The sequence below is a fragment of the Lysinibacillus sp. EB106-09-02-XG168 genome, from assembly GCF_058791475.1.
In genome coordinates this window covers 2874591-2892140 of record NZ_JBYTDN010000003.1, presented here as the reverse complement: position 1 = coordinate 2892140, position 17550 = coordinate 2874591, and the positions used below count along the sequence as shown (strand labels likewise).

The following is a 17550-nucleotide window of genomic DNA, read 5'->3' as shown; positions in this document are numbered from 1 at the left end:
GAGAGATAATATGAAAAAACTATTATTTTTATGTTGTGCACTTTTATTATTAGTAGCATGCGCACAGAAGGAAGACAATACAAAAGGGAGAGAGACGAAAGGGGATAATAAAATGAATGAACAATTAATCGGAAAATGGGAAGGGAATATTGAAACACCAAATGGAGCATTTCCGATTATCGTTGATTTGCATAAAGATAACGGGAAATTGTCAATACCTGCTCAAGGGAATTATCCATTTAATAGCATTACTTATAATGGTAATCAAGTGAATGTTTCCATCAACTTAAATGGCTCTGCCATTGAAATTAATGGCACATTAAAAGATGGGCAAATTGAAGCAACATTCCAACAAAATGGTGGCAAATTCCCACTTGTCTTAAAGCCATTCAAAGAACAGTCAGAACAACCAGTAACGTATGAAACGTTGAAGATTCCCGTTCAAAATGGTGAGTTAACAGCGGCTCTTCAAAAGGCTAGCAACGAACCATCTCCAGTTGCGCTTATTATAGCAGGCTCTGGCCCAACTGATAAGGATGGAAATTCAGCCTTAGCTGGCAAAAATAATAGCTTAAAAATGATAGCAGAGGGGTTAGCGAAAGATGGTATTGCAACTGTCCGCTATGATAAACGTGGAATTGGCGATAATCAATCCCTTTTAACAAAGGAAGAGGATATCACTTTTGACCAATACGTAGATGATGCAGTTCAAGTAGTTAATACCCTTTTAGCCGATAAAGCATTTTCAAGTGTTCATATTATTGGCCATAGCGAAGGCTCACTGATCGGTTTGCTGGCAGCACAAAAAGCACATGTAGAGTCCTTTGTTTCCATAGCAGGCACTGGAAGACCAATAGATGAAGTTCTGTTAGAGCAATTAAAAGGTCAGTTAACACCAGCCCTTCTAAAAGAATCAACAGATGCTCTTACATCTTTGAAAAAAGGTGAGCTAGTGAAGAACGTTTCGCCAGAGTTACAATCTTTCTTCCGTTCTTCGACTCAACCATATATGATTTCATGGTTAAAATATAACCCTGCAAGTGAGTTAGTAAAAGTGAATAGCCGAGTTTTAATTCTTCAAGGTACAACTGACTTACAAGTAGTTGCAACTGATGCGGAAGCGTTAAAGAAATCAAAACCAGATGCTGAGCTTGTATATATGGACGGAATGAATCATGTGTTAAAAAATGCTCCAGCAGACCGCGCGAAAAATTTTGCGACGTATTCAGACCCAACATTACCACTTCATAAAGAATTGTTACCAGCCATCCAGCAATTTATTCTAAATGAAAAGTAGAGCTATATTTATGGGCAGGTAGATATCCGCCGAGGCAAGGTAAATACCCGCGGAAACAATGTAAAACTCATATGAAGCAAGTTAGTATAAGACGAAAAGAAGTATGTTCAAATCATGAGCACACTTCTTTTCGTTTGTAGGCATCCTTTCACCTTTTGTATTTGTCCAAGTTATCGTTGATAGTTATTAAAACGTATACGGTGATTATACATTATTTGAGTGAAAGCTGATTGATGAGACTTAAAGCAGGGCGTTCATCACCTCACTTACATTAAAATTGAAACAATTACTACAATTATATCGTACAATAACTATGCAAGGAGAGGTTTATTTCCATTCATTCAAGGTGAATGAAATAGCACGATGAATCGAAACTAAATTGAAAAGAAGGTGCTTTTATGTATAGCATTGGGAAATTTTCAAATCTATGCAATGTTCCTGTAAAAACCATTCGTTACTATAGCGATATTGGGTTACTCGAGCCATCTTTTATAGATGAAGTGACCGGCTATCGTTATTATGATTACGAAAAAATGAAAGAGTTGAATACTATTCAAGTTCTAAAAGATTGTCATTTTTCATTAAAAGAAATTGAACAGGTTATAAAAGGGGGAAATGATAAGCAAGATTTAGAGCTAAGCTTACATAAAAAAGTTCAGGAATTAGAGCACCAACAAGAAATAATTGCTGAACAAATTCAAAATATTGTCCAAGTGAAAAATTCTATTAAGAATGCTGAGACATTTAATCCAAAGCCAACATTATCAAGTTGTTACATAGAAGAACGACCAGAAATACAGGTGCTTTTCATTCGGAAAAAAATCAATATTATTGAAATAGATAGGCTAGTACAAAAATTATTTGAACGAATTTATGCTTATCATTTAGAGGTAGATGGGGACCTTACTGCAATTTTTCATCAACACGATAGGAAGCAAAATATAGCAGATGTTGAACTACTGTTGCCAGTAAAAGCAACTCAATCAGCAAATACTATTAAACTAATACCAGAAGGCAGATATGCTTGTATAAATGTAAAAGGACCATATCCAGAGTTGAATTTTGGTTATAGTCGCTTGCAGGAATGGCTTACAGAGCAATCCCTTCATGTAGAAGGACTATTTATGGAGCAATACATAAAGGGGCTAATCCCATCAGAAGTAGTTAACCCAATTAATATCAAACCAAATATTGAGATCCATCCAAACGATTTTTTGACAACAGTGTTTGTGAAACTAAGAAACTAGCTAAACTCTCCAGTAAATGGAGACTTTATTCTGTAATTAGCAAGGTAACAACGTCTTTCTAGTAACATACAGAATGGAGTACATCAATGACAACAAATACAGGACAGTTTGCATTTCTTAAAGGTAGTTCGTATGAGATTGGAAAACATCAAGCGCGAGAATTTCAAAAAAACCCTTTTGTGAAATCGCTATTCTTTACGGAAAAATTAACTTCGGACAAAGCTTATTTTCAAATGAAAGCACAAATAGAGCAGTATTGCCCAAGTTTAAATAAAGAATTAGAAGGCTTTGCGGAATGCTTTGGCTATAAGCCCGAGCAACTACATTTCTATCAAAATGCGTGGTTAATTCCTGGAGGATGTAGTTTGGGAGCTGTTTTGCCTGGAAAAATGGTGGATGGTAAAACATATGTCATAAGAAATTATGATTTATCGCCCGCTATTTCAGATATGCGTTTATGTACAACGGTCGTCGAAGGGAAATATACTCATACAGGATTTTCTGTTTCTACATTCGGCCGGAGCGAAGGCTTAAATGAGAAGGGGCTATGTGTTGCGTATGCATCGTGTGGCATGCCCATTGGCAAATATCCTGGTATGAGACCACCAGTAGTACCTGGGTTACAGTTTATGGTTATTGTCAGAGCTCTATTAGAAAATTGTAAAAATGTAGAAGAAGCTATTTATATGGTAAATAATATGCCAGTAGGAACGAATATGAATTTACTGATAGCTGATGCAAATGGCGCCGCAGCCTTGATTGGAACATATGACGGGATAAAAGAAGTGAAACGTGCAGAACTAGATTATCTTATTGCCACTAACCATGGTCTATTTTCTTCAATACAAAAAATGGAGCCGGGCAAACTTGAGCATTCTCAATTAAGATATGATATTTTAGAGGGAAGATTTACGGAAAGTGGTAAAAGATCTATTGAAGAAATCAAAGAACTTCTATTAACGGAGTTTCCTAAAGGACTATCTGTTCATAACTACAACGAAAGCTTTGGAACCGTCCATTCAATTTTGTTTAACCTTACTGACTTAAAACTGGAATTTTCATTTGGCTCACCATTACAAAATCAGGTAAACAAGATAGAGGTCGGCGAAAACTTTGCAAAAACACAAATACCTGTTGGATTTACTAATATAAGCTATGGAACGGAATTTTGGAAAATTATAAATCCTAAATATCAAAAAGGCCTCCCACGGTGAGAGGTCTTTTTGCGTATACCCGAAAGGTAAGGCATATTGTGTTTAACTGAAATATCACTCGCCAATTACACACTTATTTAATAACTTAATTCGTTCGTTACTACTTCGATAAATTTATCACGATCTTGTGATTCAAAAATAGTAACCCCTTTATCTCTAGTGAGTTGTAGTAACTTTTGAATATTAGCTTCATCTTTCTCCATAAAGGCTTTTTCTACATATTTTAAATCTTGCAAGATATGATGAATAAATGTATCTCCTTCTCTTTTTATATCTATAGCAATAAAGTCGAAAGATAATTTTGTTATAGGTGGAGTAATAATTGTATCAAATAAATAGTTTAAAGCTTTAAAGGGGACATAAGGGATACCTTTTTTATATTCATATTTCTCTATAATAGGTAAAACCTTATCAATAAATTTTTGTATTTTATCAATATTGTAAAGCTTTGTATCTTCTAAATTATTTTTCTTAATAATTTGTTGTATTTTTTCATATTGCTTTTGTTCTAACAGTTCTTTCATATATAAAAGTTCTTTTTTGAAGTTGGATCGTTCTTTTTTACTTAATTGTCGATGTTCAATAACAGCGTATTCGATTAGCTCCCATCCTATTTTCAAACCAAAATGAGGTTCTAAAAAATACTTAAGTTCTTCAAAATCGCGCACTTAGGTAACTCCTTTTAAGTTAGTATTATTAATCTTGTAGGAAAAATAAGATAAAAATTTCTTGCCTAATCGCTCACATCAAACATCTTTCGTCAGAGCCATAATAAGATGATATTCCTCTTTATTTACTTAATTCCCAATAATTTTGTATTTTACATAAAAAATAATTTTATAGAAATATATAATTTTATTTCATTTTTTTAAAAATAAAATGAACCTTTTCCATTTGTCGTTTGTATAGTCAGTGAACATAGAAATAAGGAGGGATTTATTTTGGAGCTTATTGTGAAGGATATTGTGAAAAAATATAATGGTGTGAACGTTTTGGATGGTGTGTCGACTACATTTAAAATGGGGTATTGTTATTTATTATTAGGTCAAAATGGAGCGGGTAAATCTACATTATCAAAATGTATAGCAGGAGATGTAAAACCTGATGCAGGTACTATTGTATTCAATGAAGCGTCTCAACATGTACAAGAACAAGTTGCGCTGCAATACCAATTTTTTTCAAGTTATCAGCATCTTAAAATTCGTGAAGTGATTGCTCTTTTTACTACTTTGACGAACAATAAAGCTGATTTGGGAGAACTTTATGAAATATTAGGATTACCGACTTATGACTACATATTATTGAAAAATGCGTCAGGCGGTCAGCGAAAAGCAGTATCGATCTGCCTTTCTTTTTTATTAAATAAACCGATCATCATATTAGATGAGCCATTTGCTGATTTAGATTTAACGAAGAAAAAGCAACTGATGTTTTACTTACAGCATGAAATTCGTCAACGTAACAAAATGATTATTATTATTAGTCATGAGGTAGCAGGATTAGAACCGTTATTTGATTATGTAGTGATTTTAAAAGACGGAAAACTCATTGAAAATAGCACACAGGATGAGCTATATCAAAAATACACAGAGGCGAAATTGCCGGGAATCGAAGGTCTCTACTATGAAGCGACAGGCCAAATTTTAGGAGGGAAAGCAGGATGATGAAACAAGTTGCACATATGTATATGTTAGAAAGTATCCGTAATCCAGGAATGGCTATTGGAAATTTGTTGCCAGCATTTATATTTATGATTACTTCAGTGATTTGTAAAAATATAGTGACCGGAGATGGGATAGATTTTGTGATTATAGGTCAGTTTTTACCAATTTCGATTTTAATGGTAATTTTCTCATTTGCATTTTCTAGCGCTACTATATATTTGGCAGATTTGAAGGCTAATAAAACGTTCCAATGGATACAGCGAACAGGCGTTAAGCCACACACTTACTATATTGGTATGGGAATGGGTGTCTTTACATTATTAAATGTATTTTTAGTGTTACTACTCATTGGCTATTCCTTCATCATTGACATTTCACTTTCATCATATAGTATGATTGTTTTAATTAGTAATTTTGTTTTACTGGCATTATATCCATTGAGTTTTATATTAGCAGGTCTATTTAAAAACGAGAAAGTAGCTCAAAGCATGTTAACGCCAATTATGATTTTATTCATGTTTTCAGTAACGATGACAACGATGTTTTTAACGCTTGCAGAGAAAAACCCGCAGGATTATTTTATTTTCATAATCTGGAATCCGATGTTATATTTATTTGATAGCTTGCAAGTGTCTTTAAATGTATTGGACGAAACTTGGCTCCCACAATATCAGTATTTTATAATTTTAACAGTTCTTAGCTTGGTGCTAGCAGCCATCGCTAAAAAAGTATATATAAGTAAGTAGGTGATTTTATGGGAATTGGATTTATTGTATCTTTAATTGCCGTTGGCGTTTGGACTATTATTATTTTGGGAATTACAATCCCGATGAATAAAAAATATGTTGTTCGTGAAAATGGAAAAATTAATTATAAAAAAACAACCATTTATTTACGATGGAATGTATTTGATACTTTAACGCTCGTATTGGCCATATATACAATATTTTGTGTGCAGGCATTAAATATTCTCTTGTCTTTTCGTCAAACAATAGAGAATCCTTATGTACAGTTTTTTACAAATCAATCGCAAGCATGGGTCATTGTAATAGTCTTATACTTAGTTACACGTGTATCCATGACATTAAAGTCCATTAAGGCTCATTGGGGGGATGAGCTAGATGATGAGTAATGAAGAGTGGATGGAGGCCTATAAAAACGGCGAAGTCGAGGGTTTTGAACAGCTCTATAGTCGTTTGTATGAGCCATTATACTGCTTTTTATTTCGCTATACTCGGGAAGATCAGCTAAGCATTGATATTGTGCAAGATACCTTTGAGCGTTTACAATATATAAAAGAAGATTTTGATGAGCAAAAGGGAACGGTAAAAGCTTTTTTATTTCAAATCGCTTATCGCTTAATGATTAATAAATTGAATCGGCGCAAAAAATGGCGCACGCTATTCCCGTTTTTAGTACCGACGCCCAGTCATCGAATGTCTGCTGATGAGAAATTAACGATACAAGAGGCGATACTTCAATTACCGGAAAAACAACGAGCGGTTATTTTGCTCGTTTACTATCATGATTTGCCACAGGAGGAAATTGCACAAATTTTGTCCATTCCACTTGGCACAGTCAAATCAAGGCTACATAATGCGATAAGGACCTTAAAGGAAAAGCTAAAGGAGGATTTCGATGCTTAAGGATGAATTTCAAAAGGAACAATGGTTAAAAGACAGCTTAGATCAAGATAAAGTGGAGATTCCAAAGCAGCTAATGACATACAAGAAAAGTCGCTGGCAACGTTTTCTTCAATATTTAGCTTCACCAACGAAGGATCCGTTAGAGCCAATATGTACATCTTCAGTCGGCTATACCTCTTTAAAAATAGTGCCCATTGTTGCGGCTGTATTTATAACAATTCTCCAAATTTTATTGCAATAATTTTTATCAACTATTAAATTTCTCACTGCCACAATCATTCGGTTGTGGTATTTTTAATGAGTAAAATACTATTTATTGCCCATTTTTAGGAAATATTTAGATTAATTTGGGGGTTAGTGCTTTGAGGGTTTTGAAAAAATTTCCACGACCAAACACGATAAAAGGTCAGCTTCATCGAGCGCTTTTATGGATTACTTTTATTATTGGTCTATGTATTTTTATTCCAACGCTTTACATTGAATATCGGCAAACTATTCAGCATCAGAATGAAGAGATGACGCATTATTTGGATGCTCAAACATATTTTTTTGAAAGCTGGTTATTAGAAAGATCCAGTGATATACATACAATAGCTAATTTAGATTTTGTAAAGAATTATAATTATGAAAAATCGCAAGCTTTTTTTCTAGATTTTAAAGAAAAGACAGACTTTACAGACTTAATATTCGTTAATAAAGAAGGCATCGTACAATTTGATACAGTTACTGAATATAGTACAACTGGTGTTGGTGTTGGAATGGACGTAAAGAATCGTAAGTATTTTCAGGCTGCTAAAAAAACAAAACAACCATATATAACAGATATTTTAATTAGTAAAGTTACGAATAAGCCTATTCTTGCATTTGCTTCACCGATTTTAAATGCACAACAACAATTCAATGGTGTAGTTTTTGGTGCAGTAAATTTAGACACCATCGATCAACTGCTACATGGATCAAGAGTTGGCTTTTTAGGAAAAGCTTATATTATAGATCAGAAAGGTACTATGCTCACAGAATTTAATAATAAACAGCAACGGACTTCTAGCAATTATTTAGTGGATGAGCATATCCTTAACGCAGCTAAAAAAAATACAATAAGTGACCTAGAGCTTTATAAAGATGCGAATAATAAGCGAGTTCTTGCAAAAAGTAAGCCTATAAATGAAGGAAAGTGGTATATCATCTCAGAAATAGGTCTGTTTGAGGCGTATCAACCATTAATCATTAGAATTTTATTGATAACCTTTTGTTTAGTCGTAGGTTCGTTTTTTACGATTAAAATGATGTTACATCTTTCTAAAAGAATTGAAGAACCAATCCAACAGCTTCTTACAGGCGTTAGAAAAGTAGAACAAGGATTTTATGATTATCAAATAGATGAACAACTGCTGGCACCTTATGCACATGAATTTCAGGTGCTCTGTTCGTCCTTCAACGAAATGAGTGCTAAGGTGAAAACGGATACAATCTTACTGAAAGAATTATCTGTTACTTGTCAGTTGACGAAGCTGTATAATCGCCGTTATTTGATTGAACATGGGGAGCTTGTTTTTCAGAAATGTTTAGAGGAACAAAATCATTGTTCATGTATAGCGATTGATATTGATTTTTTCAAAAAGGTCAATGATACATATGGGCATTTAATCGGTGATGAAGTTCTAAAACACGTCGCAAATATCATTACAAATGCTGTGCGAAGAATCGACATTATTACAAGATATGGGGGAGAGGAGTTTGTCATTTTATCTCCAAATACTACGTTAGAGAGCGCAGTAAAGATAGCGGAAAGAGTTCGAAAGCATGTTGAACATCATCCTTATTATACGGATGATGTTCAGATCAATGTGACAGTGAGTATTGGCATCGCAGGGTATGGTCATTCAACATTTTATGAGTTACTTGACAAGGCGGATCAAGCACTTTATATTGCAAAGGAGAGCGGTCGAAACCAACTGAGAGTATGTGATCATACAGGTAAAGTTGATACAAACCAGATGCTTTAAAAGACTAAATTTGGAAAGTGGTATTTATATGAAGGAAATTATACTAAGTAAATTAAAAGAAATTGAAAAAGAGTATCAAGTGAAAATTTTATATGCTGTAGAATCAGGTAGTCGTGCTTGGGGATTTCCTTCCAAGGATAGCGATTATGATGTTCGTTTCATATATATTCATCAACCTCAGTGGTATCTTTCAATTGACCCTCAAGGAATTGGTGCTAAGAGGGATGTGATAGAAGTACCTATTAATGATTTATTGGATATTAGTGGTTGGGAAATAACAAAGGCATTAAGGTTATTTCGCAAAAGTAATCCACCGCTATTAGAGTGGTTACGAAGCAATATTGTGTATGACCAGCAATATTCGTTTATTGACAATGTACTATTACTGGAAAGTGAAGTATTTTATCCAAATGCAAGTTTATATCACTATTTAAACATGGCTAAAAACAATTATCGAGAGTATTTACAAGGATCAGAAGTGAAAATAAAAAAATATTTCTATGTCCTTAGACCAGTTTTAGCATGTAAATGGATAGAGAAAAACAATACGGTTCCACCAATTGATTTTCAGGAATTGTTAAATGCAATTATTTCTGAAGGTCCTTTAAAAACCGAAATTGAGCAACTTTTGCAGAGGAAAATGGCTGGTGACGAACTAAATATGGAGCCACGTATTAATAGTATTAATGAGTATTTAGATAAAGAAATAGAGCATATTGAGTCATACTGTAAAAATCTCCACGTTAAAGTCGATGATCCTACACAAAAATTAGATGCGTTATTTAGAAGTACATTGCAAGAAGTATGGGGATAGAAAACTGAATAATTTTAAATCGCAAGGTCATACTAAAAAAGGTTTCACTTATGAAATCTATATTGATGAGGAGGATGGCACGAATGAGTAGGTTCGAACATTTAGACCCAAAATCTCAAAAAATCCACCGCAACTGGTCAAGGATTAAGCATTCAAAATCGCAAGTTAATGGTGAAACGGAGATTACTCTCCATAACCGTATCTTGAGAAGTGAAGCAAAAGCCCGACAGTTTTAATCATGCTAGAAAAGTAAGTGTCATCAAGCCCAGAACATATTCTGGGTTTTTTTATTTGCTGTTAATTTATAGGGTTTTTCATGCTTGTTCTGATAAAATGAATATATGAAAAAATAAATACAATTTTAGGAGGCGAAAGTAAATGAGCAGCGTAGAAAAAATAAAGAAGAGATTAAAGGAATTTGGCTTAGAGCAAAAAGCGGAGGAATTATTACCTCTCGCAAAGGAATCTATTCGAATGATGGCAAATCAAATACCTGAAGAAAAAATACAGATTGGCGGCTCAAAAGTTGGTGGCTGTCCGGATCTACCATCTGATTTCTCATGGCCACATACAAAAGACAATAGACCGTTGTATTTTCTTTGCCAACTAAATCTAATAGAAATCAAGGCTTATGATACAAACAGTTTATTACCAGCGGATGGTGTGCTTTCTTTTTTCTATGATGCTGTCGAGCAACCTTGGGGATACGACCCAGAAGATCATGATGGATTTAAAGTTTTCTATTTCTCTCAAGAGACTAGTAGCCTGAGTAGAATGGAAATTCCTGTATTATTACTTGAGCATGGTAACATCGACAGCGCGACGCTACAATTTAAGAATGAATTGACACCTCCATCATGGGATTCGCCATACTCGATGTATTTAGAAGAGATATTAAGTGAAGAAGAAGCTGATAGATACAGAGATTTTGAATACGAGTGGATGGAGGAAGATGATTTGTCTATGGCTACTCATCGCATAGACGGATATCCAGATGCGATTCAAGGTGATATGTATTTAGAATGTCAAATGGTGACAAATGCTATTGTGGAGACTCAACAGGATATAGCGATCCTTTACGAAAAGAGTTAGAGGCAGGCGCAATTGATTGGCGATTATTACTCCAATTTGATACGGAGGATGATCTAGGGCTTATGTGGGGCGATAGTGGCAGATTGTACTTCTGGATACGTGAGGAAGATTGTAAAAATAAACAATTCGATAAAGCATGGGTAGTTTTACAGTGCTTTTAAAGGAGAGTGATGGAATGCGAGATATTACATTTATTCAAAACTATTTATCAAATCTTGATGATGAAAAATTAGCGGAACACGTTTTTTGGATTGACTGGTGTGAAGACAATGCTGATATTGTTCATTATAGCGAGAAACTATTAAACACAGGGAAGCTAACGTATGAGCATGTTGTAAACAATGAGAGAGGTGTTGATTTATATATTATCTATGGTGATAAAAAATCCCTTGTGGTGATGGAGTCGGATGATAGCTGTGATCCAACTATCATTGCATTAAACGAGATTTTACAGCCTGATTATGAAATACGTATGTGGATGGAATCAATAGGTTCAGATACACTAGGCTTTGTTTTCTTAACGCCTGATGAATGGTCAGCCCTTGAACAGCAATTCGGATTAGAAAACGTAAAAGTGTATTTTATGAGTATTACGCCTGACACAAAAATATTCCGACTTACCTATGATGATGTCGAGCAGCTATTGTAGAATCGTAAAAAATAAATTGGAAAGAAAGCTTTGAAAAATAAACTACATGACAATGAATATATATACGATGATTTAATGTATAAAATGGTTCGCAAATAATAATTTTGGCTATCAATAAGAAAAAGGAGCATGTAAATTACATAAAAAATATAATTTCTCACAAGAATTGTCCAATCAAATCAATAATTATCTATCAATAGATGCTTTTTATACGAAAATCATGAAAACTGCGGAGCCTGCTAATATTGGCTTCATTTATATAGAACCTGGTGGTGTTGTTGGGATGCATGAGGCACCTGTACCACAGTTGTTTATTGTAATCCAAGGAGAAGGATGGGCTTGTGGTGAGGATCATGAGAAAATAATTTTAAAGACTGGGGAAGGTGTTCTTTGGCAAACAGGAGAGGCTCATGAATCTGGGAGTCATTCAGGCTTAACAGCACTTGTCATCCAATTCGAGCAAATCCATATTGCCTAGATTACATATAAAATGTGTAACGGAGTAAGTTTTAACTCCGTTGCACTAAGCAGTTCGTGTTAAGCTTAATTTAACTGTTTTCAATAAGTGGCCATCAAATAACTCGTCAAAATCCTCTGTTTTTTTAAAGTCCTTTGCCTCGTAAAAGTTCATACCAATCGTATTTTCCTTTTCTACACATACTAAAAGTGACGTTAAATCTGGAAGCATTTTGATCCCTTCCTGTAATAAGGTTGTACCAATTCCTTTACCCTGAGTTTCAGGAAGTAAATATATCGAGAAAAGCTCTGCCTCTCCATTTACAACATTTGAAAAATTGGCAAAGCCTACAATCGATTCTCCAATTATAGCAACTAAAAATAAACTTTTTTCTAAACGACCTTGCAATCGGTCTCTACTATAAGCGGCTTGTAAAAAACGATCTTGAATCTCATAGGGGATAATTCCTTCATATGTTTGTTGCCAACTCTTTTTGGCAATTTCTTGCACAGAAATGATGTCATTCTTTTGCATATGTCGTATAATTGAACTCAATACTTTTCGCCCGCAATTCCAATTTTTCTATTTACTGTAACATAAATCACGAGAAGGGGGATGACTTCATGCAAGTTGTTGAAAAAGCATTTGGCTATATTACGAGAGAGCATGAGGGTCAGTTACAAGTGCTAGTATTTGAGCAAAATACAGAAGGAGCAGGGATTCAAATTCCGAAAGGCACGGTAGAAGAAGAGGAAACACCGCTAGAAGCTGTAACACGGGAGATGTTTGAGGAGACGGGTTTAGACCATTTAGTAGTGAAGGGGTTAATTGCCCAAGATTATTTTAATCATCATTCAGGAGTATTACAAAAGCGCTATTTTTATCATTTAACGGCAAATGAAAAACGAGATTCGTGGAAGCATTGTCCGACAGGTGTAAACGAGTCAGACTTAGAGTTTTCTTTTTACTGGATATCAGATGAACAAGAAGTAACACTAGCGAAGGGACATGGAGATTATTTATATCGAGTACTAGCTCGTGTGAACAATTAAATCATCTGGAAGGTTATAAATAAAACGCGTTTCCAAATTTGGGAAACGCGTTTGTCCTATTATATTGCCTTAGCGGCAACCTCTAATGCTTGAGCGAAATCCGCAATCAGATCGTCAACATGCTCAAGCCCTACTGAGAAACGTAATAAACCATCAGTAATACCACGTTTTGCACGTTCCTCAGGTTCCATTGCTGCATGACTCATTTTAGCAGGGTAGGATAAAATCGATTCTACGCCACCTAGAGAGACAGCGAACACTGGAATTTTCATCGCTTCTACAAGTGCTTTTGCAGCTTCATAGCTAGGGAGGCGGAAGGATAATACTGCACCTGTACTAGTTGACTGACTTTGATGAATCTCATAACCAGGATGTGATGCAAGCCCAGGGTAATATACTTGCTCGACAAGAGCGTTTGTATCTAAAAACTCTGCAATCTTTTGTGCCGATTCAGTAGATCGACTAAAACGCACATCTGTTGTTTTCATGTTTTGCAATAAAGTAAAGCAGTCCTGTACACCTAATATATTGCCGAATGAATTTTGGATAAAGTAAAGGTCCTGACCGATCTTTTCATCAGCAGTGATTGTTAATCCTGCAATAATATCGGAATGCCCAGATAAAAACTTTGTAGCACTATGAATAACAACATCGACACCTAGCTCAAGTGGACGTTGGTGTAAAGGTGTCATAAAAGTATTATCTAAAAACGTTAAGCAATTATGCTGCTTGGCAAGTGCTACTACTCCACGGATATCTGTGATGCCAAGTGTTGGATTCGACGGTGTTTCCATATAGAGTAGCTTTGTAGCTGGTGTAATGGCAGCTTCTACCGCAGCTAAATCTGTGAAATCGACGAAAGTATGAGAAATACCGAAGCGTGGTAAGACTTTTGAGACGAAGCGGTATGTTCCTCCATAAACATCCTCTGTAATGACTATATGATCACCCTGAGATAATAGCATTAATGCTGCAGATACTGCCGCAATTCCAGAAGAGTATGCATGGGCTCTGATCCCACCTTCAAGCTCCGCTACTGCTTTTTCTAGTGCATCCCGCGTAGGGTTGCCAGAACGTGCATAATCATATTCGCCGAATTCATCGATACGCTCCTGATGGAAAGTAGATGATATATACATAGGCACATTGACTGCACCTTTTTTATTTTCATAGCCGTCACGAACACCAGCGTGAATTAAACTTGTTTCAATATGCTGCTTCATCATTAAGCCTCTTTTCTAAGGATATCGAATACTTGTTTTAAATCCCCAATTAAATCGTCAGCTTCTTCAACGCCAATAGAGAAGCGGAGTAATCGGTCACAAACACCACGTTCAATGCGTTCTTCATATGGCATATCCGCATGTGTTTGAGTAGCAGGATATGTAATAAAGCTTTCAACACCACCAAGACTTTCAGCGAATGTAATTAACTTCAAGTTTCGAAGGAATGGGTCAATCCACTCGGCTTTTTTCAAGCGGAATGAAAGCATACCACCTTTTCCTGTGTAGAGCACGTCTGTTACAAGCTCTTCTTCCTCTAAATAGGCAGCAATTGCTTTTGCATTTGCATCGTGCTGCTTTAATCGAAGATGCAATGTTTTTAATCCACGAATAAGTAACCAGGAATCCATCGGACCTAATACCATACCGCTACCATTGTGAATAAAGCCAATGCGTTCTGCTAATTCAGCACCCTTAGCGACAACTAAACCAGCTAACACATCATTATGACCACCAATATATTTAGTTGCTGAATGAATGACAATGTCTGCACCTAATTCAATTGGACGTTGGAAATAAGGTGTATAGAACGTGTTATCGACAATTAACCATGCCCCATGCTTGTGAGCTAATTCCGCATATAATTGCAAATCAAATTCCTGCATAAGCGGATTTGTCGGCGTTTCAATGAATAGGGCACGTGTATTGTCGGTGATTAATGCTTCTACCTGCTCAACCGATTCGAATTTTGAGTAGACAGGCTTAATATTATATGTTTCTTCAAAGAAATTAAAAAGTCGATATGTACCACCATATAAATCATCAGGCACCACTAATTCATCACCAGGCTTAAACAATGATAAAACTAATTGAATCGCCGCCATACCAGAGCTACAGGCAAAGCCCATATCTCCGCCCTCTAAGTCCGCAATTCCGGCTTCTAATAGTGCACGAGTTGGATTTTTTGTTCGTGTGTAATCAAAACCAGTGGATTCACCGATACCTGTATGTTTGTAAGCTGTCGATAAATGGATGGGTGGGTTAACAGCACCTGTTAACGGATCACTTAAATTGCCAAGTTGTACAAGTTTTGTTTCAATACTTCTGCTGTTTGTCATGTCGTCACTCTTTTCTTCATCATAATAATGGGGAGTCAAAATATCTAAAAGATTAGAACTTCTTGTCCCAATATTCTCAATAATAGTTACCAATTTAACATGTATACTAAAGAAGAACAAGATAATTTCAGAAAATTAGAGAGATTATTTAAATTTAATCATCTAGGAATAGTAGGAGATAAGTGAGGGAGGAAAATAAAATGAAAAATTGGTTAGTGATAGGTGGGACAGGAATGCTAAAGGATGTTTCTTTATGACTTATACAGCAAGTTAATCAGGTAACCGTTATCGGTAGACAACAAAAGAAAATGCAAAATTTGATAGATGAAGTTAAAAATGAATCGAAATTGTCACCTATATTAGTTGATTATACGAATTACAATCACTTTAAATTGGCAATAACAGAGTCTCAGCAAAATAATGGAACATTTGATTGTATTATTGCTTGGATTCATGGCTCTGATAAAAGAGTTTGGGAGTCACTTTTAGAAGCAATTCCTACTACAAACAATATGATTTTATACCATATAAAAGGAAGTAGCTCTTTCATAAAAAATGACGGTATCATCGAGAAGTGAAACTTGGATTTGTCATAGAAAAGAACAATTCTTCAAGATGGCTAACAAATAGTGAAATTGCAAAAGGAATTATTGATGCAATCAAACAAGAAATACCGGAAAAACATGTGGGCATATTTGAACCATGGAATTTACGTCCATAAATAAATCTCTTCAATAAAAAAGAATCTGCCCATTACTTCGGCTTATCCGTTGCAATGGGCAGATTCTTTTTGAATATGGTTTAAGCTTGTTCTTTTTTTAGTAAATCCCGAATTTCTTTTAGAAGCTCTTCTTTAGAATCCAATTCTGGTGCTGGTTCTTCCACAACAGCCTCTTCTTTTTTACGAGATAGTTTGGTCATAACTCGTAATGCCATGAAAATTGCAAATGCTATTATTAAAAAGTCAAGAATCGACTGTAAAAATACGCCTAATTTTACTTGAGCATCACCTGAGCCATACTTAAAGCTTTCTGTTAAATCAATACCACCAGTTAAGACACCGACTAATGGCATAATGATATTTTCAACTAAGGAGGTAACAATTTTACCGAAAGCACCACCGATTACTACTGCCACTGCTAGATCGACAATATTGCCTTTCATAGCAAACTCTTTAAAGTCTTTCCACAAAACAAATTCCTCCCTATAATTATCCATATAAATTAACCGAACTATATTCTACTATATTTTTCTCTATCTTTTCAACTGCTAAAATAGTGGTAATTATATTCAGAAAAATCTACTACAAATAACGGTAATTTTGGTAAAATAGAAATAGTATTTGAGAGATTAGGTGTGACATATGGAGAATAAAAAGAAGAAAGAACAATCGAAGCTATCGCCTTCCGTTCAATTAGGCATGATAGCTTTACTAATACCAATTGCGATAACTGTTTGTGTTTTCGCCTTTTTTGCATGGAAGGAGCTACAAACATTAACTATATTTGAAAAATTAGCAAAGCAAAAAGAACTCGAAGAAATTCAACAAAATTTCGATATGAACATCCCTGAACAATATATTCCCATCTATGTAGCAGCGGAAGAGAAATACGGTGTACCTTGGACGTTGCTTGCCGCCCATCATCGAGTTGAAACACGATTTTCCTCAATGAGTTCGCTCGTTTCACCAGCTGGGGCAGAAGGACATTTACAATTTATGCCTTGTACATTTGTCGGATGGAAACATTCATCTTGCTCTGGGTTAGGAAAAGGGGATATATCGAAGACTGAATTAATGAATCCAGAAATCATTCAAAAATATGGTGGATATGGAGTAGATGCAAATGGAGATGGTGTAGCAGATCCTTATGATATTGAAGACGCTATATTTAGTGCCGCGAATTATTTATCGAAAAATGGTGCAGCAGATGGTCATATTCAGGAGGCGGTCTATACATATAACCACAGTGATGAATATGTTAATAAGGTGTTACATTATTTCAATTTGTATAATGATTATCACGATGAATTAAAGGAAGTAATCCTATATAAGGAAAAGTAAAAGAAATGG

At 35.2% G+C, this 17550-nt stretch carries 23 protein-coding genes; 18 read left to right on the top strand and 5 right to left on the bottom strand.

Annotated features, from left to right (window positions below; genetic code table 11):
* Nucleotides 1-10 precede the first annotated feature (10 nt).
* From AC3WSO_RS14990 to AC3WSO_RS14980, 3 genes are all read left to right on the top strand, one after another.
* Nucleotides 11-1297 (top strand): alpha/beta hydrolase, encoded by a 1287-nt coding sequence (locus AC3WSO_RS14990; RefSeq protein WP_492531878.1) that lies wholly within the window; start codon nucleotides 11-13, stop codon nucleotides 1295-1297.
* 398 nt (nucleotides 1298-1695) lie between these two features.
* Nucleotides 1696-2544, top strand: a complete 849-nt coding sequence (locus tag AC3WSO_RS14985) for a MerR family transcriptional regulator (protein ID WP_492531876.1) — start codon at nucleotides 1696-1698, stop codon at nucleotides 2542-2544.
* An 86-nt stretch (nucleotides 2545-2630) separates the two neighbouring features.
* A complete protein-coding gene (locus tag AC3WSO_RS14980) occupies nucleotides 2631-3758 on the top strand; it encodes a C45 family autoproteolytic acyltransferase/hydrolase (RefSeq protein ID WP_492531874.1) in 1128 nt (375 codons plus the stop codon).
* Nucleotides 3759-3835: 77 nt separating this feature from the next.
* On the opposite strand, the gene AC3WSO_RS14975 is transcribed toward AC3WSO_RS14980, so the two are convergent.
* The gene (locus tag AC3WSO_RS14975) at nucleotides 3836-4426 is read right to left on the bottom strand and encodes a hypothetical protein (protein ID WP_492531872.1); all 591 of its coding nucleotides are present in this window, start codon (nucleotides 4424-4426) and stop codon (nucleotides 3836-3838) included.
* A 273-nt stretch (nucleotides 4427-4699) separates the two neighbouring features.
* On the opposite strand from AC3WSO_RS14975, the gene AC3WSO_RS14970 reads away from it, so the two are divergent.
* From AC3WSO_RS14970 to AC3WSO_RS14915, 12 genes are all read left to right on the top strand, one after another.
* Nucleotides 4700-5422: an ATP-binding cassette domain-containing protein gene (locus AC3WSO_RS14970; RefSeq protein WP_492531870.1), complete on the top strand. Its 723-nt coding sequence runs from the start codon at nucleotides 4700-4702 to the stop codon at nucleotides 5420-5422.
* Nucleotides 5419-6168, top strand: coding sequence for an ABC transporter permease (locus AC3WSO_RS14965; RefSeq protein ID WP_492531868.1), 750 nt, complete (start codon nucleotides 5419-5421; stop codon nucleotides 6166-6168). Before AC3WSO_RS14970 ends, AC3WSO_RS14965 begins: the two co-directional genes overlap by 4 nt.
* 8 nt (nucleotides 6169-6176) lie before the next feature.
* Entirely contained in the window at nucleotides 6177-6554 is a 378-nt protein-coding gene (locus AC3WSO_RS14960) for a group-specific protein (RefSeq protein WP_492531866.1), read from the top strand.
* Between the two features lie 10 nt (nucleotides 6555-6564).
* Nucleotides 6565-7068: an RNA polymerase sigma factor gene (locus tag AC3WSO_RS14955; protein WP_492534375.1), complete on the top strand. Its 504-nt coding sequence runs from the start codon at nucleotides 6565-6567 to the stop codon at nucleotides 7066-7068.
* On the top strand, nucleotides 7061-7309 hold the full coding sequence (locus tag AC3WSO_RS14950; protein WP_427489580.1) for a hypothetical protein: 249 nt from the start codon (nucleotides 7061-7063) through the stop codon (nucleotides 7307-7309). Before AC3WSO_RS14955 ends, AC3WSO_RS14950 begins: the two co-directional genes overlap by 8 nt.
* Nucleotides 7310-7430: 121 nt before the next feature.
* Nucleotides 7431-9074, top strand: a complete 1644-nt coding sequence (locus AC3WSO_RS14945) for a sensor domain-containing diguanylate cyclase (RefSeq protein ID WP_492531864.1) — start codon at nucleotides 7431-7433, stop codon at nucleotides 9072-9074.
* 28 nt (nucleotides 9075-9102) lie between these two features.
* Nucleotides 9103-9888: a nucleotidyltransferase domain-containing protein gene (locus tag AC3WSO_RS14940; RefSeq protein ID WP_492531862.1), complete on the top strand. Its 786-nt coding sequence runs from the start codon at nucleotides 9103-9105 to the stop codon at nucleotides 9886-9888.
* 50 nt (nucleotides 9889-9938) lie between these two features.
* Nucleotides 9939-10124: a YpzG family protein gene (locus AC3WSO_RS14935; RefSeq protein WP_430982176.1), complete on the top strand. Its 186-nt coding sequence runs from the start codon at nucleotides 9939-9941 to the stop codon at nucleotides 10122-10124.
* 142 nt (nucleotides 10125-10266) lie between these two features.
* On the top strand, nucleotides 10267-10980 hold the full coding sequence (locus AC3WSO_RS14930; RefSeq protein ID WP_492531860.1) for a YwqG family protein: 714 nt from the start codon (nucleotides 10267-10269) through the stop codon (nucleotides 10978-10980).
* Nucleotides 10911-11141 carry a DUF1963 domain-containing protein gene (locus AC3WSO_RS14925; protein WP_492531859.1) on the top strand — a complete coding sequence of 77 codons (231 nt, stop codon included), beginning with the start codon at nucleotides 10911-10913 and terminating at the stop codon, nucleotides 11139-11141. The genes AC3WSO_RS14930 and AC3WSO_RS14925 overlap by 70 nt, the downstream gene beginning before the upstream one ends.
* Before the next feature lie 14 nt (nucleotides 11142-11155).
* Nucleotides 11156-11629 (top strand): hypothetical protein, encoded by a 474-nt coding sequence (locus AC3WSO_RS14920; protein ID WP_492531857.1) that lies wholly within the window; start codon nucleotides 11156-11158, stop codon nucleotides 11627-11629.
* A gap of 166 nt (nucleotides 11630-11795) precedes the next feature.
* Nucleotides 11796-12107 (top strand): cupin domain-containing protein, encoded by a 312-nt coding sequence (locus AC3WSO_RS14915; RefSeq protein ID WP_492531856.1) that lies wholly within the window; start codon nucleotides 11796-11798, stop codon nucleotides 12105-12107.
* Between the two features lie 45 nt (nucleotides 12108-12152).
* On the opposite strand, the gene AC3WSO_RS14910 is transcribed toward AC3WSO_RS14915, so the two are convergent.
* Entirely contained in the window at nucleotides 12153-12641 is a 489-nt protein-coding gene (locus tag AC3WSO_RS14910; RefSeq protein ID WP_492531854.1) for a GNAT family N-acetyltransferase, read from the bottom strand.
* Nucleotides 12642-12709: 68 nt separating this feature from the next.
* Here AC3WSO_RS14910 and AC3WSO_RS14905 point away from each other — a divergent pair, with 68 nt between their 5' ends.
* Nucleotides 12710-13138, top strand: a complete 429-nt coding sequence (locus AC3WSO_RS14905; RefSeq protein WP_492531852.1) for an NUDIX hydrolase — start codon at nucleotides 12710-12712, stop codon at nucleotides 13136-13138.
* Nucleotides 13139-13197: 59 nt separating this feature from the next.
* Here AC3WSO_RS14905 and AC3WSO_RS14900 read toward each other — a convergent pair whose 3' ends face one another.
* Together AC3WSO_RS14900 and AC3WSO_RS14895 are read right to left on the bottom strand one after the other, a co-directional pair.
* Complete coding sequence (locus AC3WSO_RS14900) at nucleotides 13198-14361, bottom strand: aminotransferase class I/II-fold pyridoxal phosphate-dependent enzyme (protein ID WP_492531850.1); 1164 nt, start codon at nucleotides 14359-14361, stop codon at nucleotides 13198-13200.
* Between the two features lie 2 nt (nucleotides 14362-14363).
* Nucleotides 14364-15479 carry a methionine biosynthesis PLP-dependent protein gene (locus AC3WSO_RS14895; RefSeq protein ID WP_492531848.1) on the bottom strand — a complete coding sequence of 372 codons (1116 nt, stop codon included), beginning with the start codon at nucleotides 15477-15479 and terminating at the stop codon, nucleotides 14364-14366.
* A gap of 308 nt (nucleotides 15480-15787) precedes the next feature.
* On the opposite strand from AC3WSO_RS14895, the gene AC3WSO_RS14890 reads away from it, so the two are divergent.
* A complete protein-coding gene (locus tag AC3WSO_RS14890) occupies nucleotides 15788-16057 on the top strand; it encodes a Rossmann-fold NAD(P)-binding domain-containing protein (RefSeq protein ID WP_492531846.1) in 270 nt (89 codons plus the stop codon).
* 223 nt (nucleotides 16058-16280) lie between these two features.
* On the opposite strand, the gene mscL is transcribed toward AC3WSO_RS14890, so the two are convergent.
* Nucleotides 16281-16670, bottom strand: a complete 390-nt coding sequence (mscL, locus tag AC3WSO_RS14885; protein WP_492531844.1) for a large conductance mechanosensitive channel protein MscL — start codon at nucleotides 16668-16670, stop codon at nucleotides 16281-16283.
* 172 nt (nucleotides 16671-16842) lie between these two features.
* Here mscL and AC3WSO_RS14880 point away from each other — a divergent pair, with 172 nt between their 5' ends.
* Nucleotides 16843-17541 carry a lytic transglycosylase domain-containing protein gene (locus tag AC3WSO_RS14880; RefSeq protein WP_492531842.1) on the top strand — a complete coding sequence of 233 codons (699 nt, stop codon included), beginning with the start codon at nucleotides 16843-16845 and terminating at the stop codon, nucleotides 17539-17541.
* Nucleotides 17542-17550 lie beyond the last annotated feature (9 nt).

Bases quoted from the DNA above. Each gene is read 5' to 3' on its own strand.
- AC3WSO_RS14990 (WP_492531878.1), top strand. From the start codon at position 11: ATGAAAAAACTATTATTTTTATGTTGTGCACTTTTATTATTAGTAGCA.
- AC3WSO_RS14985 (WP_492531876.1), top strand. From the start codon at position 1,696: ATGTATAGCATTGGGAAATTTTCAAATCTATGCAATGTTCCTGTAAAA.
- AC3WSO_RS14980 (WP_492531874.1), top strand. From the start codon at position 2,631: ATGACAACAAATACAGGACAGTTTGCATTTCTTAAAGGTAGTTCGTAT.
- AC3WSO_RS14965 (WP_492531868.1), top strand. From the start codon at position 5,419: ATGATGAAACAAGTTGCACATATGTATATGTTAGAAAGTATCCGTAAT.
- AC3WSO_RS14960 (WP_492531866.1), top strand. From the start codon at position 6,177: ATGGGAATTGGATTTATTGTATCTTTAATTGCCGTTGGCGTTTGGACT.
- AC3WSO_RS14955 (WP_492534375.1), top strand. From the start codon at position 6,565: ATGGAGGCCTATAAAAACGGCGAAGTCGAGGGTTTTGAACAGCTCTAT.
- AC3WSO_RS14950 (WP_427489580.1), top strand. From the start codon at position 7,061: ATGCTTAAGGATGAATTTCAAAAGGAACAATGGTTAAAAGACAGCTTA.
- AC3WSO_RS14940 (WP_492531862.1), top strand. From the start codon at position 9,103: ATGAAGGAAATTATACTAAGTAAATTAAAAGAAATTGAAAAAGAGTAT.
- AC3WSO_RS14935 (WP_430982176.1), top strand. From the start codon at position 9,939: ATGAAATCTATATTGATGAGGAGGATGGCACGAATGAGTAGGTTCGAA.
- AC3WSO_RS14930 (WP_492531860.1), top strand. From the start codon at position 10,267: ATGAGCAGCGTAGAAAAAATAAAGAAGAGATTAAAGGAATTTGGCTTA.
- AC3WSO_RS14925 (WP_492531859.1), top strand. From the start codon at position 10,911: ATGTCAAATGGTGACAAATGCTATTGTGGAGACTCAACAGGATATAGC.
- AC3WSO_RS14920 (WP_492531857.1), top strand. From the start codon at position 11,156: ATGCGAGATATTACATTTATTCAAAACTATTTATCAAATCTTGATGAT.
- AC3WSO_RS14905 (WP_492531852.1), top strand. From the start codon at position 12,710: ATGCAAGTTGTTGAAAAAGCATTTGGCTATATTACGAGAGAGCATGAG.
- AC3WSO_RS14900 (WP_492531850.1), bottom strand. From the start codon at position 14,361: ATGAAGCAGCATATTGAAACAAGTTTAATTCACGCTGGTGTTCGTGAC.
- AC3WSO_RS14895 (WP_492531848.1), bottom strand. From the start codon at position 15,479: ATGACAAACAGCAGAAGTATTGAAACAAAACTTGTACAACTTGGCAAT.
- AC3WSO_RS14890 (WP_492531846.1), top strand. From the start codon at position 15,788: ATGCAAAATTTGATAGATGAAGTTAAAAATGAATCGAAATTGTCACCT.
- AC3WSO_RS14880 (WP_492531842.1), top strand. From the start codon at position 16,843: ATGGAGAATAAAAAGAAGAAAGAACAATCGAAGCTATCGCCTTCCGTT.